The sequence below is a fragment of the Limnohabitans sp. 2KL-51 genome (genome assembly GCF_003063645.1).
Lineage (GTDB): Bacteria > Pseudomonadota > Gammaproteobacteria > Burkholderiales > Burkholderiaceae_C > Limnohabitans_A.
In genome coordinates this window covers 58,169-84,512 of record NZ_NESJ01000001.1, presented here as the reverse complement: position 1 = coordinate 84,512, position 26,344 = coordinate 58,169, and the positions used below count along the sequence as shown (strand labels likewise).

3 protein-coding genes are annotated in these 26,344 nt (G+C 61.5%); all 3 read right to left on the bottom strand.

Annotated elements, in window-relative coordinates:
- Positions 1-122 precede the first annotated feature (122 nt).
- The gene (locus tag B9Z49_RS00325; RefSeq protein WP_146188428.1) at positions 123-458 is read right to left on the bottom strand and encodes a hypothetical protein; all 336 of its coding nucleotides are present in this window, start codon (positions 456-458) and stop codon (positions 123-125) included.
- Positions 446-2,659, bottom strand: coding sequence for a tetratricopeptide repeat protein (locus tag B9Z49_RS00320; protein WP_108351457.1), 2,214 nt, complete (start codon positions 2,657-2,659; stop codon positions 446-448). Before B9Z49_RS00320 ends, B9Z49_RS00325 begins: the two co-directional genes overlap by 13 nt.
- A 206-nt stretch (positions 2,660-2,865) precedes the next feature.
- Positions 2,866-26,337 carry an Ig-like domain-containing protein gene (locus B9Z49_RS00315; protein ID WP_108351456.1) on the bottom strand — a complete coding sequence of 7,824 codons (23,472 nt, stop codon included), beginning with the start codon at positions 26,335-26,337 and terminating at the stop codon, positions 2,866-2,868.
- Positions 26,338-26,344: the final 7 nt, after the last annotated feature.

Here is a 26,344-nt window from a genome sequence, read left to right as displayed (position 1 = left end):
GCTCCGCAATCCGAATAAAGCTGGCACTGATTCCGGCAGGCCATGCCTCGATGGCGGATTGGACCTTGGCGTTGTAGAACTGGAGTTGGTAATCCATGCAAAGAATATAGCATGCATGCTATTTATTCGCAATGACCCAAGGGATCATCTGCTTGAAGGTTGATTCCATCCGCTCGCACTAACAAGAAACCATCATGGCGAGATAAGAAGCGATCCATGGATTGCCACGCTACGCTCGCAATGACGGGGTGTATTGCCGCGCCACGCGCATGAATTGAAGCGTCGCTTCGCTCCTCGCAATGACAAAAAACTGTCATGGCGAGGAACGAAGCCATCCACTCCCCCGTCATGGCGAGGAACGAAGCCATCCACTCCCCCGTCATGGCGAGGAACGAAGCCATCCACTCCCCCGTCATGGCGAGGAACGAAGCCATCCACTCCCCCGTCATGGCAGACATGACAAGAGGGCTTGTTCAAAGTCCCGCGTGTACCGGTCGATGTCCCAAGCGGGTTTTGCCAGCAGACGCTCGCGCAGCGTCTGCTTGAGGGTCAGCAAGCCGGCTCGGTCTGCAGCCATTTGCCGGGCGATGTCCACATAGTGTTCATCGGTCAAAGCCACCCAATCGGTCAAACCTGCCGCTGTCATGAAGCTGGCGCCCATGCGGCTGACAAAGTTTTGGCCGGATTTCACCACCACGGGCACGCCCATCCACAAGGCCTGCAGCGTGGTCGTGCCGCCGTTGTAGGGCACCGGATCCAGCGCGATGTCCACCTCTTCGTACTCGGCCATCATGTCGCTCAAGCCCGTGGGGCCCCTGAACACCACCCGCGCCAGATCCACACCCAGCGCCTGCAAGCGATCTCTGAACGCGGCTTGGGCCGAGGCGTCTTTGAAGCTCGGCGCCTTGAGCAGCAGGCGCGAGCCAGGCACTGCCTCCAGCACACGCGCCCACAGCTGCAGGGTGTGAGGTGTGAGCTTGGGTACGTTGTTGAATGAGCCGAAAGTCAGCGGCCGCTGCGCATGTTGTTCGCCATATGCCGGATAGGGATAAACCACCTCGGGCGCATAGCAAAACACGGTGTTGGGCAATCGAAGCACACGCTCGGTGAACAGGGCCTCGCTGCCCGGTGGGGCCACCACCGGGTCGGCCAGCATGGCATCGATATTGGGGACGCCCGTGGAATGCGGGTAACCCAGAAAAGACACCTGCACAGGCGCCACACGCCCAGCCAGCATGGCCATGCGGTTATGGGTGGTGTGGCCAGACAAATCCAAAAGCACATCCATACCGTCGGCCGCGATGCGCTTGGCCAGCCGCTCATCACTCCAGCCTTGCACCTGTACCCAGTGCTGCACCCGCTGGCGGGCCTTTTGCGTTTCGCTGTCCAAGGCCACGCCGGTGTAATACATCACTGTCTCGAACTTGGTTTTGTCCAGACGCGCCAGCACCGGCTGCATGAAGATGTTCACCGGGTGCTGGTGGTGCATGTCGGCGCTCAGAATGCCCAGCCGAATGCGCTGCCCAGGCTGACGTTCCCGCTGCAAAGACGCTGCGCTGCGGGCCCCTTGTCCCAGAGGGGCAAACAATCGCTTGTGCAAATCGACCACCTCGTTGGCCGACAGCCGGTCCGAATACAGACTGCTCATGGCTGCGCTGGAAGCATAGGTGCTGTCCTGCTCCTCCAAGGCGGTGTACGCGGACAGCGCTTCATCGACGTCGCCACGCCGACCAGCGATCGCAGCCCGCATGCTGGCTGCACCCGGCTGCGGCGCAATGGCCTCGGCCCGGGCCAGTGCCTGCTGGGCTTGGGCCAGGTCCCAGCTTTCGCTGCAGGCATAAGCCAGGTTCCACCAGGCCCTGTCGCTGCCGGGGTGCAGTTCGGTGGCTTTGGTGCAAACCTGTTGGGCCTCTTGCCACAGGTTGTGCCGAAAAGACACTTGGGCCAGCCGCGCCAGCGTCGGCTCGGCAGTGCTCTGGCTGGCCCGCTCAAACGCCCGGTGTGCCTCAGAGTCCATGCCCAGCCGCATCAGCATATCGCCCAGATCGATCTGCATTTCGCAGGCCACGTCGGCGTGCAGATCATCGCCTTCGTGTCGCGCCGCCATCAGGGCTTGGCGCATGGCCTCGATCGCTCGTGGTGCATCGCCCCTCTCCAGCCGGAAGTTGGCCATGTGCCAATGCAACTGCCTCAGCTTACCGTGGCCGCACACCAGCACGGCCCGCTGGTAAGCCACAGCAGCGCCAGCCCACTGGCCCAGCTCTTCCAGCACGCGCGCCAGCGACAAAAGGGCTTCAAAACGTTGCGGCTGGCATGTGGCTGCCCGGTCATACGCCTTCGCCGCTTCAGCCATGCGGGCCTGACGGCGCAGCCAGTTGCCCAACTCCAGCCAGCCTGAAAAATCATCAGGCAGGGCCTGCAAGAGTCGCTTGAAATGCTCGCCCGCGGCCGATGACTCGCCTACTGCCACTGCACACCGTGCCCGCTGCAACCACGCCCGATGCGCCTGCGGCTCCAGGGTCAGCACCTGCTCAAAGGCCGCATCGGCCTCCCGCCATCGCCCAGCCTTCATGTGTGCAACACCTTGCTGCCAGACGATGGTGGCTTCTGGGTTCAGGGTGACTTCAGAAGCAGGCGTGGTTTCAGATGTAACAGACATGTGTGAGTGCTGAAAAGGGATAGATCTTCGCTGTTTTACAGCATGGATTGCCGCGTCGCTTCGCTCCTCGCAATGACGAGTGAAACGTCATGGCGAGGGACGAAGCCATCCATGGATTGCAGCGCTGCGCGCATGGATTGAAGCGTCGCTTCGCTCCTCGCAATGACAAAAAAACTGTCATTGCGAGGTACGAAGCAATCCGGACTTCAGGTGGTGGGCACCATGTGCTGGTCAATGAGCAGCTGCGCATTGCCGTTGTTGTAGACGTTGTAGGTCTCGCTGGCGTAGCTGAAGGTGCCTGACTGTGACCAGCTGCCCAGATCGGTCAGTTGCACCGCATCGCCACTGTCGCCAGTGATCATCAGCTGCACCCGGGTGTCGGTGGCCGAAGCGTCCACATTGAAGGCATTGCTGCTGCCCAGCTCGATCACATCACGCAAGCTCAAGCGCAGCGTGTTGTTGCCCGAGCCGGTGATGTCAATCGCCTCGGTGCTGGCCAGATCGGCCTGGGTGATTGCCGTCAGGTCCAGCGTGATGCCGGTGCCGTCCAGGCGCAAAGTGTCCAGGCCCGTGCCGCCATCGACGCGCATCACGCTCTGGCTGCTGGACGCGCTGGCAAAAGCCGACACGTTGGACGCATTGAGCACCATCGTGTCGTTGCCCGCACCGCCATACAGCACGTCAGCGCCACCATTGCCCGTCAGGGTGTCGTTGCCCTGCCCGCCCAGCATCTGGTTGTTGCCGCTGGTTCCGGCCAGCGTGTCGTCACCCGCCGTGCCCAGCTTGTCGCCAGAAGCGGCCGAGAACACCGTGGGCGCCCCACTGGGGAACTGACCGCCGTAGACCACATAGACCGCACCGGTGTTGTACTTGCCCGGGGTCGCATTGTTGGTGTAGTCCGAAATCAACAGATCGGCAAAGCCATCGCCGTTGAGATCTCCGGCCGCTGATCCATGGTAGCCGTATTGGTTGTAGTAACTGCTGGTTGCTGTAGCAGCCGTGTCACCATCCAGAACCCCTTTGCCGATCTTGAAGCCATCGGTGGCATTCATGGTGGCCAGGTCGATGTTGGTGCCGGCTGTGCGCCCATACACCAACCAAGACCCCCCGCCGTAGGTGTTGTTAGAGTCCCGTATGGTGACCATCATGTCACTCAGGCCATCGCCGTTGAAGTCACCCACCATGTCAATCGCGCCATTGTTGGCATTGGCGGGGTTAGAGCCGTTGGTGTAGGTGATGCGAAAGCCATTGGTGCCCAGGCTGTTCAGATCGACCGAGGTGTTGCTGGTCTTGCCATACACCACGGCAAACTGCCCCATGGTGCCCCTGCGGTAGATCAAATCGTCCAGGCCATCGCCGTTGATGTCGCCCGTTTGGGTGCCCACCGAGTCATAGGCCGTGTCACCGCCCGAAAACGTGACCGAAAATCCGACCGAATTGAGGTTGGAGTTGGACCGCAAGGTGGTCACGCTGCTCGGCCCGCCAAACACCACATCGGATTTGAAAACCCCGCTGGATGTCTCGGTTGTAGCGAAGTCGCTGTAGCCGTCTCCGTTGAAATCGCCCACCACCACCGGCGGGAAGCCGGTGTGCAAGTCCCGGTCTGTGGTCACGTAAATGCCATTGCTGTTGGTGTTGCCAATGGCATTGAAGGTCTTGTTGCTGGTCGTGCCATCGCCAAACAAGATGAAGCTGTTTCTCCAGTTGCTGCCGTTCGAAAGACCGAGAAGGGTGTCCACATAGCCATCACCGTTGAAGTCGCCGATCGTGCCCGCGTTGGTGTTGTAGGGTGCGGTGATGGTGAACCCGTCAGACGCTTGGAAGGTGGTCTGCAAGTCGATGGGGTTGGTGGTGTTCCTGCCATACACCACATACGAGATATTCCGCCCGTCGTTGACCACCATGTCCATCAGGCCGTCGCCGTTGTAATCCTGGTTGCCACTGATGCTCAAGACTTGCGATTGGATGTAGTTTTGCGTGTGTGTGATCACAAAACCCTTGCCATTGCCCGCAGTCTCGAGCGACGTGAGGTTCAGACCGCTGATGTTCAGACCGCCCGTGCCAAACACCACATAGCTCTTGGACGGACCGGTGTCATTAGCGCTGCTGCGGGTGTTGACCACAAAGTCGGCCAAGCCATCGCCGCTGATGTCGCCCACCCCGAAAACATAGGTGCCGGCCTGGTAATGATCCACACCGCCCGCGATCGTTGAAGCCTGCACATCCCCATCGTTGGTGGGAATGGTCATGTCCAGCGGAATGGCGCTGTCGATCAGCAACTGGTAGTTGCCCGCGACCGAGTTGTACACCTTGTAAGTGCGGCCGTTGTCGGCAAAGGTGAAGGTGCTGTTGGTGGCAGGCTGCACCCATTCGTTGAGCCAGTTGCTGCCCAGGCTCAGCGCGTCGTCGCTGCTGCCGGTGATCATCAGCTGCTTGCGGGTGTCGGTGGCTGAGGGGTTGACGTTGAAGCGGTTGTAGTCACCCAGCTCACCCACATCGAGTGCAGACAGCGTGAGCGTGTTGGCGCCCGAGCCGGTGATGTCGATGTGCTCCACACTGTCCAGATCGGTACGGGTGATGGTTTTCAGGTTCAAGGCGATGCCTGCGCCGTCCAGCTTGAGCGTGTCAAGACCCGTGCCGCCGTCCACCTTCATCACCGATTGGCTGCTGTTGCTGGTGTTGGCAAAAGCCGTCACGTTGGACGCATTGATCACAAACGTGTCGTTGCCCGCACCGCCGTACAAGGCATCGGCACCCCCGGCGCCAGTCAGGGTGTCGTTGCCCGCACCCGCCACGATCTGGTTGTTGCCGCTGGTGCCGGTCAGCGTGTCGTTACCCGCCGTGCCCAGCTTGTCGCCAGAAGCGGCCGAGAACACCGTGGGCGAGCCACTGGGGAACTGACCGCCGTAGACCACATAAGTTGCGCCAGAATCACGTCCCGTGGTTGGGTTGGTGTCTTTGTGAGGGTTAGAAATGATCAGATCTGCAAAACCATCGCCATTCAAGTCCCCCGCGGCAGCGACAGACCAACCTAATTGGTTCCAAGAGCCAATCACCGTGGTGCCGTCTTGGCCCCACAAGTTGTCGGTCGTGTCCGACATGATCTTGAATCCATCGGTCGCATTGATCGAAGCTAAATCAATGTTGGTGCCACTGGTTTTGCCATACACCAACCAAGCGCCACCTTTGACATTATTGACATCGTAGGTACTGACGATCATGTCTGCCAAACCGTCGCCGTTGAAGTCGCCAACGACATCCACATCGCCCGCAGAGCCGCCCGAACTCCAATTACTGTTGAAGATACGGAAACCATTGGTGCTGGTGCCTGAAGACAGCTGCGCAGTGCTCAGAGATGTCGTCGACGTCTTACCAAAGACTACATAGACGTTGTTTTCTCCAGTGACGCGCTGATTGTTGACAATCAAATCCGTCAAGCCATCACCGTTGATGTCGCCAGATAGGGTGCCGGGTATGCCAAGACCATCATCCACACGGCTAAATCCAGTCACCTGAAAACCCACACCCGCTTTACCAATCTGACCACTGGTGTTGCTGTCACCCGCCACCAGGTTGGCAATGTTGCTAGGGCCACCAAACACCACACTCAAAGGTCCGCCGGTGCTGTTTCCGGCACCTTCCTGAACAGCAAAATCACTGTAGCCGTCACCGTTGAAATCGCCCACCACCGGTGCACGCTGAATGCTCGTACCTGCGTTGCCGGTTTGTACAAAGAAACCCATGGCCGACGAACCCGTCTGTCCAGAAGGAATCGTCACATTGGTGTTGGCCGAAGTGCCATAGAGCACATAGCCACCAGGGTTGACCGCCATGAAGGTGTCGGTGAAACCATCACCGTTCATGTCGCCGACAGGCGTGGAGTAGACCGTACCACTGGGCGCAGCTATGGTGAAACCATCACTGGGCTGAAAACCCGTGCTCAAATTCACCGGGTTGGTATTGGTCTTTCCGTACACCACATAAGACTTCGATTCGGTGCCGTTGTTCATCACGATGTCGGCCAAGCCATCACCGTTGTAATCAAAACCGCCTGCCCCGTTAGTGGCCGGGAAATAGTCGTTGTAACCAGTGCCCGTGATTGCAAAGCCCTTGCCGTTGCCTGCAGTCTGCAGTGATGTCAAATCCAGGCCATTGATGTCCAAGCCATTGCTGCCAAACACCACATAAGACCGGGAGGGCTGTTCGATCACTGTCTTGGCATTGTTCATGTCTCCGCGGGTGGTGACCATGAAGTCTTCCCTGCCGTCGCCGTTAACATCCCCCACGCCATGCAAGTCGAATCCAGCCTGGATCTGGTTCTGTCCGTTTCCTGTGATATTGAACACTTGGATGGTGCCGGACGTATTCACCGGCATGGTCAGTGAGTTGTCTGACTCCTGCACCGCACCGGTCACACCGGCCACATAAGTGTCCCGGTTCAGGTTGCCGGCCGCATCGGCGAACTTTCCGTTCTGGATGCCGACGAAACCATCGGCGGTGCTGTTGGTCGCCGCCGTGAAGGTGGCGGTGTACTGGGTGTAGCCGTTGGTGACATCGCCCGTGCCGTTGACTGGCGTCAAGGCCGTGAGCGTTCCGCCCGTAAACACCACATCGGACAGGTCAAACTGGTTGGTTGCGCTGCCCTGCACCACCGCCTCGCTGAAGGTGAAGGTGATGGTGGCGGTGTTGGTGCCGCTGTTGAGGTACAGCTGGTTGCTGCTGATGGCCACTGTGGGCGGTACGCCGTCCACCGTGATGCTGACCTGGTTGTTGCCGTCATTGACCAGCGGGCTGGTTGGGCTGGCGGTGTAGGTGTCCAGGTTGGCATTGCCCGCAATGTCGGTGAACTTGTTGTTCAACACGCCCACAGTGGCCGTGCCGCTGAAGCCGCTGTTGGCAGTGAAGGTGGCGGTGTACCGGGTGTAGCCGCCTTTGGCACCCAGGGTGCTGGTGTCGGCCATGAAGTTGCTCAGGCTGCCGCCGCTCACGTCCACATCGCTGGCGGCAAAGGTGGTGCTGGCCTCACTCAGGGTGAAGGTGATGGTGCGGGTGCTGCCGGTGCCGCTTTGGCTCACGGTCACGGTGGGGGTACTGGTGTCAATGACCAGCGTTTCAGAGTCCACACCGAGGTTGCCGTAGGCCGCTACTGCGACATTGCTGGCGTCCACAATGGTGGCCTTGATCGTGTAACTGCCAGCTGCCAATGTGTTGGCCGTGACGGCCACATCGGTGCGATCAAAGGTCCAGTTGGTGCCGTTGAGCACGGCATCGCCTTCGTAAATCACGGCTTGCGTGCTGGCGTTCAGAATCTGCACGCGCACTTTCTCGCCTGTGGCCAACACCGGCACGGTACCGCCGTAGCTCAGCAGCGTGTCGGTCGTGACGTAGTCGCTCGCGCTGACGCCCGTGTCGGTGGTGATGCCGGTGATCTCGATCGGCGTGAGGGTGTTGACGGTCACATCCACCTTGGCCAGCACCTGAGCGCTGGTGGTGCTGTGGTCATAGACCTTGTAAGTGACGCTGTTGATGGTCACATCGCCTTTGTAGCTCCAGCTGCCTGCCAGGTTGCTGTTGCCCAATATGCCCGCATTGAGACCCGTGCCGCTGACCCCGTCGTTGGCCAGGGCCTGCAGGTTGAGCGTGTCGCCGGTGTTGCCCAGCACCACCATCTGCACCTTGCCGGTGGAGCTGGTGGAGCCGGTCGCACCTGACGATTGCGTGGTGCTGCTGAAGTTGTAGTCGCTCATGGTGCTGGCATTGCTGCCACCCAGCGAGAGCACGTTGTTGGCCGTCATGGTCAGCACCGAGCTGGTGCCTTGCATCTGGATGATCTCGACTTCTTGCAGCGGCTTGACGGTCTGGTTGCCTGTGAGCGAACCCAGGTTCAGCGTGGTGCCTGCGGCCAGTCGCAAGGTGTCGACACCGGCGCCGCCTCTGATCAACCCGCCTGCAACAAGTTGGGACTGAATGCCCGTGGTGGCGGTGATGGTGTCGTTGCCACTCAATCCATTGACAGCGCCATCGGTCGCACCGAATGACAGTGACCCATTGACATTGTTCGCAGCACCGCTGATGTTGCCCGTCAGACTCCCGGCAGGCGCGGCTGAATTGGCACTGAAATTAATGTCATCGAGGCCACCGTCACCAGGACTACTTCCCCAACCATAGATGGCCAAGGTATAGGAGCCGGAGCTGGCAGGTGTCCAAGTCACATATTGTGTTCCGATACCGCCATTGGGCCCTTCTATGAAGTTCGCAGTCGCTACTGCGGTGTTGAACCAATTACCAGCATCGATAGACCATGACATTCCGCCATTGACGGCATTGACCCAATAATCAAAATTCCATTGGTAGCTTTGCCCGGCAGTGACTGTCACGCTTTGTGACCAGACCTTGTAAGCGTTCGTGGAGCCGTCCAGGCTGAATGCAAGGTACTTTTGACCGCTGACCAAATTTTGCCAAGTTGTTGGCTCGCTGTTCGGCAAGCTCCCAAGCGCATTGCCAGCCGATGTGGCATTGGGTTTGATGTACCCAACGGTATATGCAGAGCTCACTGAATTTGGTGTACTACCAAACAGCGATTGCGCAGCTGACTGTGTCAGGGTCACATCGTTGGCTGACGTACCCGCAGCCACGTTGGTGACACCATTACTGATGGCACCAGTAAGAGGTAAGTTTCCATCGAATGGCACAACCGCGATGGATGCCCCTGCATTGGACTGGGTGATCGTGGAACTGAAATCTCCGTTAGTCAGAACATTGGCACCCGAAGTGGTGACTGTGTACACGCTGGACCAATTGCTCAACTTGCCGACGCTGTCGACCTGATAAGCGTAAAAATTCTGCGTTCCTGCACCGGGCATGGTCACACTGGCGAGCGACCAGCTGAGATCATTTTGTACCGTGGCCTTGCCGAGAAACTGTGTGCGCGTGTTGTCGTAGACATACACCACATCACCCGATGCATGACCTGTGCCTTGGATGGTGAAAACACTGTTACTGGAGCTGCCGCCGTTAGCGACAGTCGCGTTGCTGGCATTCACGTCTTTGACGGCGGTGATGACCGGCGCGGGCTCGGTGTCGATGCTCAGCGTGACAAGCTGGCCTGCACCACCGTTGTTGGCCGTGCCCTCGTTGCCCACCGCATCGACCACTTTGGCGCTGTAGGTCCAGTTGGCGTTATAGCCACTGGTGTCCGTGAACACCCAAGTGGTGCCACCCGTCGGCACGGTGGCGTTGCCCAGGAAATTGCCATTGGCATAAACCTTGACCACTTCACCGGTGGCCAGTGGGGCGCTGATGAAGCCCGACAACAAACGGCCTGCACTACCGTCGCCAGTGGTCCAGTTGCTGTTGGCGCTGGTGCCGCTCACACCACTGTCCTTGGTCATGCTCGAGAGCGTGACAGTCTGGGTGGGTGCCAAGGTGTCGTAGGCGATGGTGGTCTGGTTGTTGGCTTGGTAGGTCTGACCGCTGGGTGCGGGGTTGGCGTAGGTGTCCAGGTTGAAGTTGCCCGCCGCATCGGTGAAGACGTTGGCCGCCACGGTGAGGGTGTCGGTGCCCTGCGCGTTGGCCGGTGGGGTGTACTGCACTGTGAAGACCTTGGGGTCGGCGGTGGCGGTGACGGCGCCAATGGTGGCGCCGGCGCTGCTGATGATGTCTGTCGCCGCGAGCGTGCCGCTGGCGGGCGCTTCAGAAAGCGTGAGGGTGATGGTGCCCGTCTCTGCCACTTTGAGGGTGTTGACCCCGCCGACCACGGTGCCGTTGCTGTCGGTGCGGGCCAGGGCAATGGTCGGCGCCGTGGTGTCCAGCGTGGCGCTGTCGCTTGGTGCTGCATCAGAAGCTGCGTTGCCAAAACCGTCGGTGTAGCGAACGGTCACCGTTTGGGTGGTCCCATCGTTCGGCTTGGCAAAGGTGACATCCACATAGCCACGGCTGACGTCATTGGCTGAAAGGGTCACGCTCTGGTTGGTCAGCGCGGTACTGCCGTTGGTGGCTGCAAAGGTCAGCACATCGCCGGCCTTGACCGCGCTGTTGCTGAAGTTGGCGCGGGCGGTGAAGGTGGTGCCACTGCCAATTTCGTTGGTGTTGACCCAGGTGTTGTTGTCGGCGTCGGTGCTGATGCTGAGCGTCAAGCTGACGCCTGCGTTGGTGGGCAGAACGCTGACCGCCTCGTTGATGGTGTAGGTGTTGGACGCGTCCACCAGTGTGGTGCCGTCCATGATGCGGGCCTCATACCGGTACTGCTTGCCTGCAGTCAAACCAGAGTCCTGGAACTGCCAGCTGGTGCCGCTGGTTGTCACATTGGCCGAGACTTCAACAGCCGAGCCGTTGTCTGTCACGTTGGTGCGGTAGAGCTTGAGCACCTGGTTGCCCGAGAGTGCCTGGCTGAGCGTGCCTTTGACCAGCGGCGTGACATCGCTGGTGGTGCTGCTGGTAGCCAAGGGCTGCTGGCTGCCGCCGTCGCCCGAGCCGGTGCTGCCACCAGTAGCGGTGGACTCCAAGTCACCAATGGTCACGCTGGTGTTGGCCAGCGTGACGATGTCGCCGCTGGCCATCTGGTAGGCCACATCGGTGTTGGCGCTGGTGATGGCGTTGTTGACTAACACCTCCACACCCGACAAACCACTGATGGTGTAGACCTTGTAAGTCACACCACCAATCGTGCGGGTGGCTGTGCTGCCTGGCTGCCAGTAACCGGCCAGGATGCCGTTGTTGTACTGGCCCGAGAGCTTGACCAGGTCGCTGCTGCTGCCATCGATGATCAGCTGCTTGTTGCTGGTGCTGCCGTCCAGGTTTTGCGTGGCCAGGCGCTGCACCGCGGTGGCGTTCAAGATGACGGTGTTGACCACCGCGTCAGAGCCCAGATCGATCTTCTCGAAGTTCTGCACATTGGCCTGCACTGCAGACTTGGACAAGTCCAGCGTGCTGGCGTTGGCGCTGATGCGCAGGGTGTCGACACCCGCGCCGCCGTCGAGCAGCTTGCCTGCAGTCGTCAGGTTGCTGATGTTGCTGGCGTTGATGACGACGGTGTCGTTGCCTGCACCGGCCAAGATGATGTCGGCACCGCCACCACCGGTGAGGGTGTCTGCGCCTGCGCCGCCCATTTGGGTGTTGTCGCCGGTGGTGCCGGTGGTGGAGATGGGTGAGAGGGTGGACGAGAAGAACCTGTGTGTGGGAACGTCACCGCCGCTGCCGTAGCCCCATGTTTCGGTGAAAACAAAACCACCATCAGGCAAAGCGCTTACCGTAGCTACACCTGTATCGGCATAGCCTTGCTGATGCAATGTATTTGCGATTGCGCTCTCAGTAATCTTGTTCAAATTGCTGTCGACAACAGCGATTGTGTGTTGTCTTCCTGATGATTCTTGACTCCAAACAAACACGAGCGTGCCGTCAGTCAATTCGGTGACGTCTGGGGAATCAGCCCTTCCATCTACGCTGTTATAGGCATTGGGAAGGGTTCTGAAGGCACTGACTTCAGTCGATTTGATCAAGCTCCCGCTGGCATCAAATTTCTTGGCAATAATTACATTGTCTAAACCGCTGATGTAATCACCGATCTTACTGGTAGTGACGATGACAAATCCGCCGTCTTGGGTCGGCTGTATTTGGATGTTGTCCGATCCATTGGTATTACCGCCAACCAAGATATCAAAAGCAGCCGAAAGCGTCTCGCCGTTCGGTTTGAGCACACGGGCTTTGACATCATTACCCTCATTCCAGCTCAACACCAGATTGCCATTGTTCAAACGCTCCAGATCTAGGGAAGTGCCGAGAGCGCTTGCCGACGAAGACACCAAAGTGGGCCCTTTGACCAAAGTGCCTGTAGGTGTGTATTCACGGGTGTAAAGGCCAGCACTTTCCCAATTCGTGGTTGATTTGTTGGCATAGTAGGCGACGACATAGTTTCCGGAGGCGTTGGTAGCCAGCGAGAAAGTCGAATCGTTTAGAGTTTTCACCACTCCACTAAAACTGAATTGGGTTGCATTTGCGTCGGTGACCATTTGACCGCTGCTGTTGTAAGTAGCAAACTTTATTTTGTTTTGTCCTGTGGTCTCAGAGCTTTCGTGAAATGCTGCAACAAAGCCACCACCTGAGATGGGTTCAATTGAGACTCTAATGAACCCCATGTAATCCGTGTTTATCCCTGAAGGTACGGATGTAATTGCGCTGACCAGCGCGCCTGAGCTGTTGTAAATGTTGAGTCGTGGGCCACTATTGCCCGGCCAACCACTGTTTTGGGGATTGTAGTCAGCACCAACAATGAAGTTGCCGTTGCTCAGTTGTTCAGAAAATGTATACGAACTCTGCAGAGGAGTGGGATGCATGGCGACGGTGGCGCCTTGCACAAACCCACCAACATCGCTGCCATAGCCTTGCGCATGGCTCGCGCCTGTGCCCAGCAGCTGGGCATTGGCGGCGGCGCTGTAGCTGCCGTCATTGACAACCACCGCCACACTGCCATTGCCGCTTGCCGGTGCAGCAACGGTGCCCGTGAAGACCGTTTGGCCATCGGCCCATGTGCCAGTGGGCGTCAGGGTGAGGGCAGCGCCGTTGCTGTCGTGCAAGGTCACATCCTGTGCAGTGAAGCCATTGACTGCTTGGTCAAATGTGAATGTGAATGTGATGGTTGCAGCGTTTGCTGCGGTACCCGTGGTGCTGTCGGTGATGGTCAGCGTGGGCGGTGCAGTCGGCGCACCATCGCCGTTGATCTGGGTGATGGTGGCAGTGGGCAACACGGTGTTGAATGTCGCGCTGACCTGGTTGTTGGTGTTTTCTGCACCGGTGTTGCGGTAATCGTCCGCGTTGTTGTTGCCCGCCGCATCTTTGAAGGCGCTGGCCTGCACACCCACGCTGGCCGTGCCCGTGGTGTTGGCCGTGGGCGTGAAGGTGGCGGTGTAGGTGATGTTGTTGCTGGTTGTCAGCTGCCCCAACGAGCCACCCGTCACCACGATGTCGCCCGTTTGTGTCAGGTGGTTCCACACGAAATCGGTGCTGGCTTCACTCAAGGTGAAGGTGATGGTCTCAGCGCCGATCATGGTGCCACTGCCGCTGCGGCTGACCACAATAGTCGGCGTGGTGGTGTCCAGGGTGGCACTGTCGCTGACGGTGTTGGCAGCGACATTACCGGCCAGGTCGGTATAGCGGGCGGTCACCTGCTGGACCTTGCCCTCGGTGGGCTTGGCAAAGGTGGTTTCCACGTAACCGTTGGTGATGTCGGTGGCGCTCAGGGTCACAGTCACGGGAGTAAGCGCCGTGCCATCGTTGCTGGCGGTGATGGTGATCTTGTCGCCAGCCTTGGCGGTGCTGTTGCTGAACGTAGCACGGGTGGTGAAGGTGGTGCTGCTGCCAATCTCGCTGGTGTTGACAAAGGCATTGTTGTCGGCGTCGGTGCTGATCTGAACCGCCAGGGTGATGTCGCTGTTGGCAGCCGCCGTGTCGATGACCACCACCTGTTGGTCGTAGCCACCGCCAGTGCCGTTGACCGGCGCGGTGCTGTTGAGCGCTGTTGTGCCGTTGGCGCTCACGATCGTGGCCTTGAGGCTGTAAGTGCCTGCTGCGCGGGTGTTGGTGGTGTCGTTCCACGTCCAGCTGCCATCTGCAGCCGGGGTCACAAAGGCGTTGCTGCCAATCTGGTTGTTGCTGCTGTCAAAGAGCTGCAGCATCACGCGGTCGCCGTTGGTGGAGACCCAACCGGTGATGGTGCCCTTGTAGCTCAGGGTCTGGTCGCTGGTGACAAAGTCCGTGGCGCTGGTGCCAGTGTCGGACGAGTCGGTGGCGGCATCAACGATGCTGGTGATGTCGATCGTGGCGGTGGTGTTGTTTGTTAGCTGCAGCGTGGCGCTGTCTTGAGGCTGCGTGTCGGTGGCCACGTTGCCAGCCAAATCGGTGTAGTTCACCTTGACGATCTGGGTCTTGCTGTCGGCCGGAATGGCGAAGGTGGTGTCGACGTAGCCGTTGGTGATGTCAGCAGGCGTGAGGGTCACGGTGACCGCGTTCAGAGCCACGCCGTCATTGGTGGCCGTGAAGGTGAGCTTGTCACCCGCCTTGGCGCTGCTGTTGAAGGTGGCCCGGCTGGTGAAGCTGGTGGCGCCGGCCAACTCGGCGGTGGTGACGTTGCCGTCGTTGCTGGTGTCGGTGGTGATCCTCAGGCCCAGGTTGATGTCGGTGTTGTTGGCCCCAGTGTCGATGCTGAAGACCTGGTTGTCCCAGCCGCCATTGGTCTGGTTGCCACTGACGGTGGTGGGGGCAGTGGTGTTGACCGGTGTGGTGCCGTTGGCGCTCACGATCGTGGCTTTGAGGGTATACAGACCCGCAGCGCGGTTGGTGTTGCTGTCGGTCCAGCTCCAGGTGCCGTCGGTTGCAGGCGCAGTGAAGCCGCTGGTCAAGATTTGACCAAAGGTGCCGCTGGTGGGGTCGGCGTCATAGACCTCGAGCATGACGCGGTCACCGTTGGTGGAGACCCAGCCGGTGATGCTGCCGTTGAAGGCAAGCGATCGGTCGTTGGTCTTGAAGTCGGTGGTGCTGGTGCCAGCGTCCGTGGTCATGGCCAGGATGTCGATGGTGGCCGTCGCGTTGGTGGCCGGTGGCACGTAGGTGGCTGACACCTGGTTGTTGGCCTCTTGCGTGGTGCCGGTCACCCCGCTGCGGTAGGTGTCAATGTTGCTGTTGCCCGCAGCGTCCGCAAAGCGGCTGGCGTCCACGCCAATGCTCACCGTCCCAGCTGTGCTGGGCGTGAAGGTGGCGGTGTAGCGTGTGTAGCCCGTGGCGGCCGTGCCGCTGCTGGTGTCGGGCTGCAAGCCGCTGATGGCGCCGCCGACCGCGTCGATGTCGGTGCTGATGAAGCTGGTGCTGGACACGGCTTCACTGAAGGTGAAGACGATGGACTCGGCGCCCGTGAAGCTTTGTGTGGTGTTGCCGTTGGCGCGGGTGACGGCCACGGTGGGTGGCGTGGTGTCGGCCGGCACGGTGTTGAAGGGGGCCGTGATCAGGTTGTTGGCGTCGGCCCCGTCAGCGTTCAAGTTGCCTGCGCTGTCGCTGAACTTGCTGCTGGCCACGCTGATGCTGGCGGTGCCGCTGGCATTCGCATTGGGCGTGAAGGTGGCGGTGTAGATCAGCGGGTTGGCGCTGCTTTGTGTAAGGGCACTGAGGGTGCCCCCGCTGACCGCGATGTCACCGCTGGTGCCGTTCCAAGTGAAGTCGGAGCTGGCCTCAGACAGCGTGAAGGTGATGGTCTCGGGCGCGGTGAAGGTGGCACCTGTTGTGCCCGAGCGTGACAGCGCAATGGTGGGTGCTGAGGTATCGGTGCTGAATTGGAAGACGACGATGTTGGGGCCAACGCTGTTGACGCCTTCTTCGGTGGCACCCGCCACGTTGGCCAGGTACGTGTCTTTGTTGAAGTTACCACCAGCATCGCTGAACTTGCTGCTGGCCACACCCACACTGGCCGTGCCCACCGCGTTGGGGGTCGGCGTGAAGGTGGCGGTGTAGCTGGTGCCCGAGCCTTGCAGGTTGCTCAAGGTGCCGCCCACCGCGTCCATGTCGGCCAGGCTGAAGTCGGTGCTGGCCTCTGACAGGGTGAAGGTGACAGTGATCGGCCCAGTGACGGTGCCCGAGCCCTGACGGCCCACAACGATGGTGGGCGCGGTGGTGTCGGTGTTGTAAGCCAGGGTGAGCTGGTTGTTGGCCTCCACCACTTGGCCTGTGACCGCGCTGGGGGCGCCGCTGTAGGTGTCCAGGTTCTGGTTGCCCGCCGCGTCTTGGAACTTGCCTGCGGCCACGCCGATGGTGGCGTTGCCGGTGGCGTTGGGCGTGGGCGTGAAGGTGGCGCTGTAGAGCAGCGGGTTGGTGGAGCTTTGTGCAAAGCCGCTGAGGCTTCCGCCACTCACGTCGATGTCGCCAGACGTGAAGGTGCTGCTGGCCTCGGACAGCGTGAAGTAAATGACTTCTGTGCCCGTCACGGTGCCTGCACCCGCGCGGGTGATGGCGATGGTGGGCGCTGTGGTGTCGGGGGCGCTGGTGTTGACCTGGAAGGCCACTTGGTTGTCGGCCTGGGTGCTGGCCCCGGTGGGCGCGGGGCTGACGTAGGTGTCCAGGTTTTGGTTGCCCGACATGTCGGAGAACTTGGCGTTTTTGATGCCCACGCTGCCACTGCCGCTGGTGCCCGATGTGGGCGTGTAGGTGGCGGTGTAGCGGGTGTAGCCGGTGGCTGCCGAGCCAGAGGACGGGTCGGGCTGCAGATTGCCTATGGCGCCGCCCACGGCGTCGATGTCGCTGGCGTCAAAGCTGGCCGGGTTGATGGCCTCGCTGAAGGTGAAGGTGATGCTCTCGGTGCCCGTCACGGTGCTGGTGGCGCCGCTGGTGCGGGTGACGATGACGGTGGGGGCGGTGGTGTCGGTGTTGAAGGGGGCGCTGATGAGGTTGTTGGCCTCAAAGGTGGCGCCTGTCGGGGCGGGGTTGGTGCCGGTGTCGCGGTTGGTGTTGCCGCCCGCGTCGCTGAAGGTGCTGCTGGCCACGCTGATGGTGGCGTTGCCACTGGCGTTGGCCGTGGGGGTGAAGGTGACGGTGTACTGGGTATAACCGGTGGCCGCGCTGCCGCTGGCGAGCACAGGCGCAAAACCGCTGAGCACGCCGCCCGTGGCCACCAAGTCGGTGTCAGCAAAGTCGCGCGAGGCCTCGGACAGGGTGATGTTGATCGTCTCGGCGCCGGTGAAGGTCTGGGTGGTTGCGCCGCTGGCACGGGCAATGGCCACGGTGGGCGCGGTGGTGTCGGTGTTGACGCTGAACTCAACGATGTTGTTGGCTTCTTGTGTGGTGCCCGTCACGCCGCTTTGGTAGGTGTCCAGATTCGCGTTGCTGGCCGCGTCGGTGAACTTGCCACTGGCCACCGCCACAGACGCGCTGCCCACCACGCCCGCGGTGGGTGTGAAGGTGGCGGTGTACTGGGTGTAGCCGGTGCTGGCGTTGCCGCTGGTGAGCACGGGCGCAAAGCCGCTCAAGCTGCCGCCGGAGACGTCGATGTCGCTGGCAATAAAGTTGGTGCTGGGCTCAGACAGCGTGAAGGTGATGGTCTCGGTGCTGGTGACCACGCCCGTGCCGCTGCGGTCAATGGCGATGGTGGGGGCGGTGGTGTCGGGCACCAAGGTGTTGAAGTTCAGGCTGACCTGGTTGTTGGTCTCCAGGGTCGCGCCGCTCGGAGCGGGGCTGACATAGGTGTCGGCGTTGTTGTTGCCCGCCAGATCGGCAAAGGTGCCGGACTTGACGCCCACGGTGGCGGTGCCACTGCTGTTGGCTGTCGGGGTGAAGACGGCAGCGTACTGGGTGTAGCCGCTGGTGGCGTTGCCACTGCTGGCCACGGGGGCAAAGCCGCTCAAGCTGCCGCCTTGCACGTCGATGTCGCTTTGGGTGAAGGTGGTGCTGGCCTCGCTGAGCGTGAAGTAAATCGTCTCGCTGGTGCTGACCATGCCCGCGCCTGCGCGGCTGACCACGATGGTGGGGGCGGTGGTGTCGGGCAGCTGGGTGTTGTAGGTGATGTCGATGACGTTGTTGGCCTCGACCGAGGTGCCCGAGACGCCCGTCACGTAGGTGTCGAGGTTGGCGTTGTTGCTGGCGTCGGTGAACTTGCCCGACTGCACACCAATGCGTGCCAAGCCGGCGCTGTTGCTGCTGGGCGTGAAGGTGGCGGTGTAGTCGGTGTAACCAGTGCTGGCGCTGCCGCTGGAGAGCACGGGCGCAAAGTTGGTGAGCGTGCCGCCCACCACGTCGACATCGGCCAGGCTGAAGGTGGTGCTGGCCTCAGACAGCACAAAGGTGATCTCGTCACTGCCGCCCGCAGTCAGGCTGCCGCTGCCTTGGCGGCTGAGGGCAATCTTGGGCGCGGTGGTGTCGGGGGGTACGGTGTTGTAGGCCAGTGTGACTTGGTTGTCGGCCTCGTAGCCCGTGCCGGCCACATAGGTGTCGGCGTTCTTGTTGCCTGCGTTGTCGCTGAAGGTGCCTGCGGCCACACCCACGGTGGCCGTGCCCGAGCTGCCCGCTGCAGGCGTGAAGCTGGCGGTGTACTGGGTGTAGCCAGTGCCCGGCGTGCCGCTGGTGGGCACCGGGGTGAAGGCCCCCAGCGTGCCGCCCGTGACCACCACATCGCTCAGGTCAAAGTCCATCGAGGCCTCAGACAGCGTGAAGGTGATGGTCTCGTTGGCCCCATTGGCCAAGGTGGTGCCTGCGTTGGTGCGGGCCACGATGATCGTGGGCGCTGTGGTGTCGGCTGGGATGGCGTTGTAGGTGAGGCTGACCTGGTTGTTGGTCTCCAGCACCGCACCGGCCGGCGCTGGGCTGACGTAGGTGTCCTCGTTGAGGTTGCCCGCCGCATCGGCAAAGGTGCCCGATTTGACCCCGATGGTGGCTGTGCCCGCCGTGTTGGCTGTGGGTGTGAAGGTGGCGCTGTACACGCTGGCGCTCACCTGCACCCAGCCCGACAGCGTGCCGCCTGTCACGTCCACATCGCTTTGGGTGAAGGTGCTGCTTGACTCAGACAGCGTGAAGGTGACCGAGGCCGTTTGACCTGCGCTCAGACTCGACTTGTCCAGCGTGACCGCCACGCTGGGGGCCGTGGTGTCGGGCGTGGTCGGGTTGGTGCTGGTGTTATAGCTCAGGCTGATCTGGTTGTTGGCCTCCAGCGTGGCGCCCGCAGGCGCGGGGCTCACGTAGGTGTCTGTGTTGGCATTGCCGCTCAAGTCGGTGAACTTGCCCGAAGCCACCCCGATGGTGGCCGTGCCATTGGCATTGGCTGCCGGTGTGAAGGTGGCCGCGTATTGCTTGTAGCCGGTGCCCGAAGCGCTCGAGGCCACTGGCACCAAGTTGGTGACGGTGCCGCCCGACACGTCGATGTCGGCCAGCGTGAAGGTGCTGCTGGCCTCTGACAGCGTGAAGTAGACCGTCTCGCCCGTGGCACCCACAGTGCCGCTGCCTGCACGGCTGACTTCGATGGTGGGAGGTGTGCTGTCGGCTTGGGTTGTGTTGTAGCCAATGGTCACCAGGTTGTTGGCCTCAAAGCCGCTGCCCGCCACATAGGTGTCGGTGTTGGCGTTGCCCTTGGCGTCGGTGAACTTGCCCGAGGCCACCCCGATGGTGGCCGTACCACTGGCGCCCGCATTGGGCGTGAAGGTGGCGGTGTACTGGTGGTAGCCGCTGGCGGCACTGCCGCTGCTGGCCACCGGCGCAAAGCCCGAGAGCGTGCCGCCGACCACATCGATGTCTTCCAGCGTGAAGGTGCTGGCGTTTTCACTCAAGGTGAAGGTGATGGTCTCTGTACCGCCCGAGGCCAGGCTGCCGCTGCCCGCACGCGCCACCACAATGGAAGGCGCTGTGGTGTCGGCAGGCGGGTTGGGGTTGGCCTGCGTGTTGTAGGCGATGCTGACTTGGTTGTTGGTGTTCTCTGCACCGGAGAGCTTGTAGTCGTCTTGGTTGGTGTTGCCTGCGTTGTCAGAGAACTTGCCTGCGGCCACACCGATGGTGGCGGTGCCGGTGCTGTTGGTTGAGGGTGTGAAGGTCGCTGTGTATTGGGTGTAGCCGGTGCCAGCGGTGCCACTCGTGGGCACGGGGCTGAAGTTGCTCAGGCTGCCGCCCACCACATCGATGTCGGTGGCGGCAAAGTTGGTGCTGGCCTCGCTGAGCGTGAAGGTGAGGGTCTCAGAGCTGGTGAGCGTGCCGCTGGCGGTACGCGCCACCACGATCGTGGGTGGTGTGCTGTCGCCCCCGTTGTTGCCGTAGTTGGTGATGAAGTCGACAGCGTTGTTGGCATCCGCGCCGTCGGCGTTGGCGTTTCCCGCCGCGTCGCGGAAGGCGCTGCTGGCCACGTAGATGCGGCCCGTGCCCTGCCCGCCCGCTGCCGGGGTGAAGGTGGCGCTGTAGGTGCTGGGGTTGAGCTGGGTCCAGCCAGACAGTGTGCCGCCGCTGACCTGCACGTCTGTGGACAGGAAGTCGCTAGAGGGCTCAGACAGCACAAAGGTGACGCTGGCCGACTGGCCCGCAGCGAGCGTGGCTTTGTCGGCGGTGATGGCAATGGTGGGTGCCGTGGTGTCGGGCGTTGCCGGGTTGGTGCTGGTGTTGTAGTTCAGTGACACCAGGTTGTTGCCCTCCTGCGTGGCACCCGCCGGGGCGGGGCTGACGTAGGTGTCCGCGTTGGCATTGCCCGCCGCGTCGCTGAACATGCTCGACTTGACGCCGATAGTGGCCGTGCCGCTGCTGCCCGAGCTGGGCGTAAATGTGGCGGTGTACTGCGTGTAGCCCGCACTGGCCGTGCCCGAGCTGGGCACTGGTGTGAAGTTCGACAGCGTGCCGCCTGTCACATCAATGTCGGACTGCGCAAAGGTGGTGCTCGCCTCGGAGAGCGTGAAGTAGATCGTCTCGCTCGCGGTGACGGTGCCGCTGCCTGCGCGGCTGACCTCAATGGTGGGTGCAGTGGTATCGGCAATGCGGGTGTTGTAGGCAATGACGACCTGGTTGTTCAGGTTTTCTGCGCCAGACAGGCGGTAGTCGTCTTGGTTGGCATTGCCCGCCGCGTCGGTGAACTTGCCCGCAGCCACACCAATGGTGGCCGTGCCCACGCTGTTGGCCGCTGGCGTGAAGACGGCCGTGTACTGGTGGTAACCGGTGGCCGCGCTGCCGCTGCCCGGCACGGGCGCCAAGCCGCTGAGCGTGCCGCCCGAGACGTCGATGTCGGCCAGTGTGAAGTTGCTGGCGTTTTCGCTCAAGGTGAAGGTGATCAGCTCCGTGTTGCCACTGGCCAGGCTGCTGGTGCTCGCTCGCGCCACCACGATGGTGGGCGCCGCCGTGTCGGCTGGCGGGTTGGGGTTGGCCTGGGTGTTGTAGGTGATGCTGACTTGGTTGTTCGTGTTTTCTGCGCCAGACAGGCGGTAGTCGTCTTGGTTGGTGTTGCCCGCGTTGTCGCTGAACTTGCCTGCCGCGACACCAATGGTGGCCGTGCCCGTGCTGTTGGCACTGGGCGTGAAGGTGGCCGTGTATTGGGTGTAGCCGGTGCCAGCCGTGCCGCTGGTGGGCACGGGCGTGAAGTTGCTCAGGCTGCCGCCCACCACATCCACATCGGTCTGGCCAAAGGTGGTGCTGGCTTCACTGAGTGTGAAGGTGAGTGTTTCTGCGCTGGTGAGCGTGCCACTGCCCATGCGTGCGACCACGATGGTGGGCGCGGTGGTGTCGGCTTGGTTGTTGCCGTAGTTGGTGATGAAGTTGACCGTGTTGTTGGCGTCTGCACCATCAGCATTGGCGTTCAGTGCCGCATCACGGAATGCGTTGCTGGCCACGTTCACGCTGCCCACGCCCTGGCTGCCGGCTGCCGGCGTGAAGGTGGCGGTGTACTGCGTAGGACTCACTTGCACCCAGTTGGAGAGTGTGCCGCCGCTGACGGTCACATCGCTTTGCACAAAGTCGCTGGAGGGCTCGGACAGCACAAAGCTCAGCTGCGCCGTCTGGCCGGCCGCGAGTGTGGCTTTGTCGGCCGTGATCGCGATGGTGGGGGCGGTGGTGTCCGGGGTGGCTGGGTTGGTGCGGGTGTTGTAGGCCAGCACCACTTGGTTGTTGGCCTCTTGCGTGGCCCCTGCGGGGGCGGGGCTGACGTAAGTGTCCGCGTTGGCATTGCCCGCCGCATCGGTGAACGCGCTGGATTTGACGCCAACGGTGGCGCTGCCGCTGGCGTTGGCAGACGGCGTGAAGGTGGCCGTGTATTGGGTGTAGCCGCCCGCTGCGCTGCCGCTGGTGGACACCGGCGCAAAGTTCGACAGTGTGCCGCCCGTCACATCGATGTCGGACAGGGCAAAGGTGCTGCTGGCCTCAGACAGTGTGAAGTACACCGTCTCGCTGGCAGTGACGGTGCCCGAGCCTGCGCGGCTCACTTCGATGGTGGGTCGGCTGGTGTCGTTTTGCTGCGTGTTGTAGCCAATCGAGACCAGGTTGTTGGCCTCAAAGCCCGCGCCCGCCACGTAGGTGTCGGTGTTGGCATTGCCCGCTGCGTCTTGGAACTTGCCCGCCGCCACGCCAATTGTGGCTGTGCCCACGCTGTTGGCCGCTGGGGTGAAGACGGCGGTGTACTGGTGGTAGCCGCTCGTCGCGTTGCCAGAGCCTGGCACCGGTGCAAAGCCCGAAAGCGTGCCGCCAGAGACATCGACATCGCTGGCGTTGAAACTGGTGCTGCCCTCAGACAGGGTGAAGGTGATCAGCTCGGTGTTGCCGCTGGCCAGATTGCCGCTTCCCGCACGCGCCACGATGACGCTGGGCGCCGAGGTGTCGGCTGGCGGGTTGGGGTTGGCTTGCGTGTTGTATGCGATGGAGACGAGGTTGTTGCTCTCCACCACTTGGCCGGTCACAGCACCAGTGGCGCCACTGAAGGTGTCCAGGTTCTGGTTGCCCGCGTTGTCGCTGAACTTGCCCGCCGCCACACCAATGGTGGCCGTGCCGGTGCTGTTGGCACTGGGCGTGAAGGTGGCGGTATAGACCTTGTAGCCCGTGCCTGCGGTGCCAGAGGTGGGCACCGGTGTGAAGTTCGAGAGCGTGCCGCCCGCGACGATGACGTCGGCCTGATTGAAATCGGTGCTGGCCTCGGACAGCGTAAAGCGGATGGTCTCGCTGCTGGTGAGCGTGCCGCTGCCCAGTCGCTCGACTTCGATGGTGGGCGGCGTGGTGTCAACCTCAGGTGTGAGATCGAAGTTACGATCGTTGCTGCTGCTCACGCCGTAGTCCTGCATGGCACTGGCTTGGGTGCCGCCCGTGCCCGTGACCGTGCCTTCGATCTGTGTGTCTTTGTCCGCGCTCAAATCGGCTGCAGAGACTTGAATGCTGTAAGAGCCGTCGGCAGCGGCGGAGCCCGTGAAGGCTTTGCCGTTGACGTTCAGCCAGACGGTGTCGCCTGCAGCGTATTTGCCCGTGACTTTGCCCGTGATCGCAATGCTGCCCGTGTTCTCGGAAGCGCTCAAGATGTTGTCGGCGGTCACCGGATTGATCGACAGCGCTGTTTTGGTGAGCGTGTTGCCAGCTTCGAGCGTGTAGTCCTGCGCGGCGGTGGCCTTGTCGCCTCCGGTGCCGGTGATGCTGGCTTCGATTTTGGTGTCGGGGTCGGCCTTGAGGTCGGCCATGGACACGGGCACGCTGTAGCTGCCGTCTGCTGCCACCGTGGCGGCGTAGGTTTTGCCGTTAAGCACAACCGCCACACCATCACCTGCTGCGAAGCTGCCCGTGACTTTGCCGGTCACGGTGTAGGAGCTGGCACCCTGCTCGCTGGCCAGCAGCACGTTGTCGCTGGTGATCGGGTCGAGCGTCAGGGCAGTTTTGAGGCTGGCATTGCTGGTGTCTACGCCATAGTCCTGCATGGCTTTGGCGGTCGTACCGCCCGTACCGGTGACTGTGCCTTCCACACGGGTGTCGCTGTCGGCGATCAAATCGGAGGCGGGTACATCGATGCCGAAGAAGCCGTTGTTGTCGGGCTTGCCGGTGAAGGTCTTTCCATTGATCGACAGCGTGACCGTGTCGTTGGTCGAGAAGGCGCCCGTGACGTAGCCATTGACCGAAATACTGCCCGTGGTCTCACCAGAGCTGAGCATGTTGTCTTTTGTAACGGGGTCGATCGACAGTGCGGTGATCTTTCCCGTGTTCGAAGAGGTCTCGACTTGGTATGTCTGCGCGGCAGCGGCTGCGGTGCCGCCGGTGCCGGTCACACTGGCCTCAATCGTTTTGTCGGCATCGGCCTTGAGGTCTGACGTCAAGACGCTGACACTGTATTCGCCATTGCTTTCCAGCAAAGCGGTGTAGGTGCGGCCGTTGAGCACCAAACTGACCATGTCGCCGGCCGCATAAGTGCCACTGGCAAAGCCATTCACCGTGATGTTGGTGCTGTTGCCTTCACTCTGACTCAGGATGTTGTCCAGGTTGCCCGAGATAGGCTCCAGGTACAAAGCGGTTTTAGCGGTCGGTGTGGGCGTAGGCGTGGGTGTGCTGTTGTCCACGCCATAGTCCTGCAGGGCGCTGGCTTGGGTGCCGCCTGTGCCCGTGACCGTGCCGTCGATTTGGGTGTCTTTGTCAGCGCTCAGATCGGCCGCAGGCACATTGATGCTGTAAGTGCCGTCGGCTGCGGCAGCGCCTGTGAAGGTTTTACCGTTGACGGTGAGTGTGACGGTGTCGCCCGCAGCATATTTGCCCGTGACCTTGCCTGTGATCGCCAAGCTGCCTGTGTTTTCTGCGGCGCTCAGGATGTTGTCGGCAGTGACGGGATTGATGCTCAGCGCTGTCTTGGTGCTGGTGTTGCCCGCTTCGACGGTGTAGTCCTGCGCAGCGGTGGCCTTGTCGCCGTTGGAGCCGGTGACGGTGGCTTCGATTTTGGTGTCGGGGTCGGCCTTGAGGTCAGCCATGGACACGGGCACGCTGAAGCTGCCGTCAGCGGCCACGATCGCTGCGTATTTTTTGCCGTTGAGCGCGAGCTCGACCACATCGCCTTCTTTGTACGTGCCGGTGACTTTGCCGGTCACGGTGTAGGCGCTGGCGCCCTGCTCGCTGGCCATCAGCACGTTGTCGCTGGAGATCGGGTCGATCGTCAGTGCGGTTTTGTTGCTGGCACTGTTGCTGCTGTTGGTGTCTTTGTCGCTGGCGATGTTGCCTGCGGCGTCGGTGGCCTCGGCGCGGATCTCGCCTGCGGGCACCGGGTTGACCGGCTTGAGGCTCCAGTTGCCGCTGCTGTCTGCTGTGGTCTGGCCAATCAGGTTGCCACTGGCGTCATAGACCTTCACCGTGGCGCCGGGCTCTGCTGTGCCGCTGATGGGATCGGTGGTGCCGGCCTTGCCGGCGTTGGTCATGTCAATGCGGGTGCTGGTATCGATGGTGAAGGGCTCACCCTCTGCCCCGTTCATGAAGGGGGTGTACTTGCCGTCTGGCAATGGGCCGGGCACGGTGTAGCTGTAGTTGCCGTTGGCGTCCGTGGTGGCCTTGCCCTCGTAGACAACTTTGCCGCTTTCGTCCTTGATCACCACATCAACGGTGCTGTTGGGCACCCCTTTGCCGTTGATGACCAGGTTGTTGTTCTGCTTGGTGAGGTTGTCGCTGCTGGAGCTGCCGCTGTCGCTGCCATTGCTGAGGTCGCCCCCGGTGTTGCCCTTGGTGGCACTGTCTTGGTTGGCGATGTAGGCGGCAGCCCCTGCAGCCCCCAGCAAACCGAGCGCTCCCAACAGCGGGAAGGCGACCACGCCCAGCGCTGCGCCCACGGGCGTGACTTCTGCGCCGCCCAGCGCCACGTTCACCGCCTGGCCCCCCTCGGCCAACTCGGGGATGAGGCCGGGCACGCGTGGGTCTTCCGGGATGTATTCGTAGAAGAGGCCGTTTTCTGCCTGGCCGATCACGCCGTTGTAGCCCTCGGGCATGACCTCGTAGTAGTCCTCGATGATCAGGCTGGCCTGGCTCTCGTCTTCAAAGAGGATGTGCAGGTCCTTGCCAACGCGTTTGGCCTTGACGTAATCGGGGCCCACGGGCTTTTTGCGGCCAATCTCTTGCAGTTCGTATTTGGCCCCGGCTTGCGCTTTGATGCGCACCGGCTGGCCTTTGTCACCCGCGCCTTGTTGGATGTCGATGGTTTGCTTGGTCTCGGCTTTGCCTGTGTTGACGAGGACTTTGTATTGTTTGGTCATGGCGTTT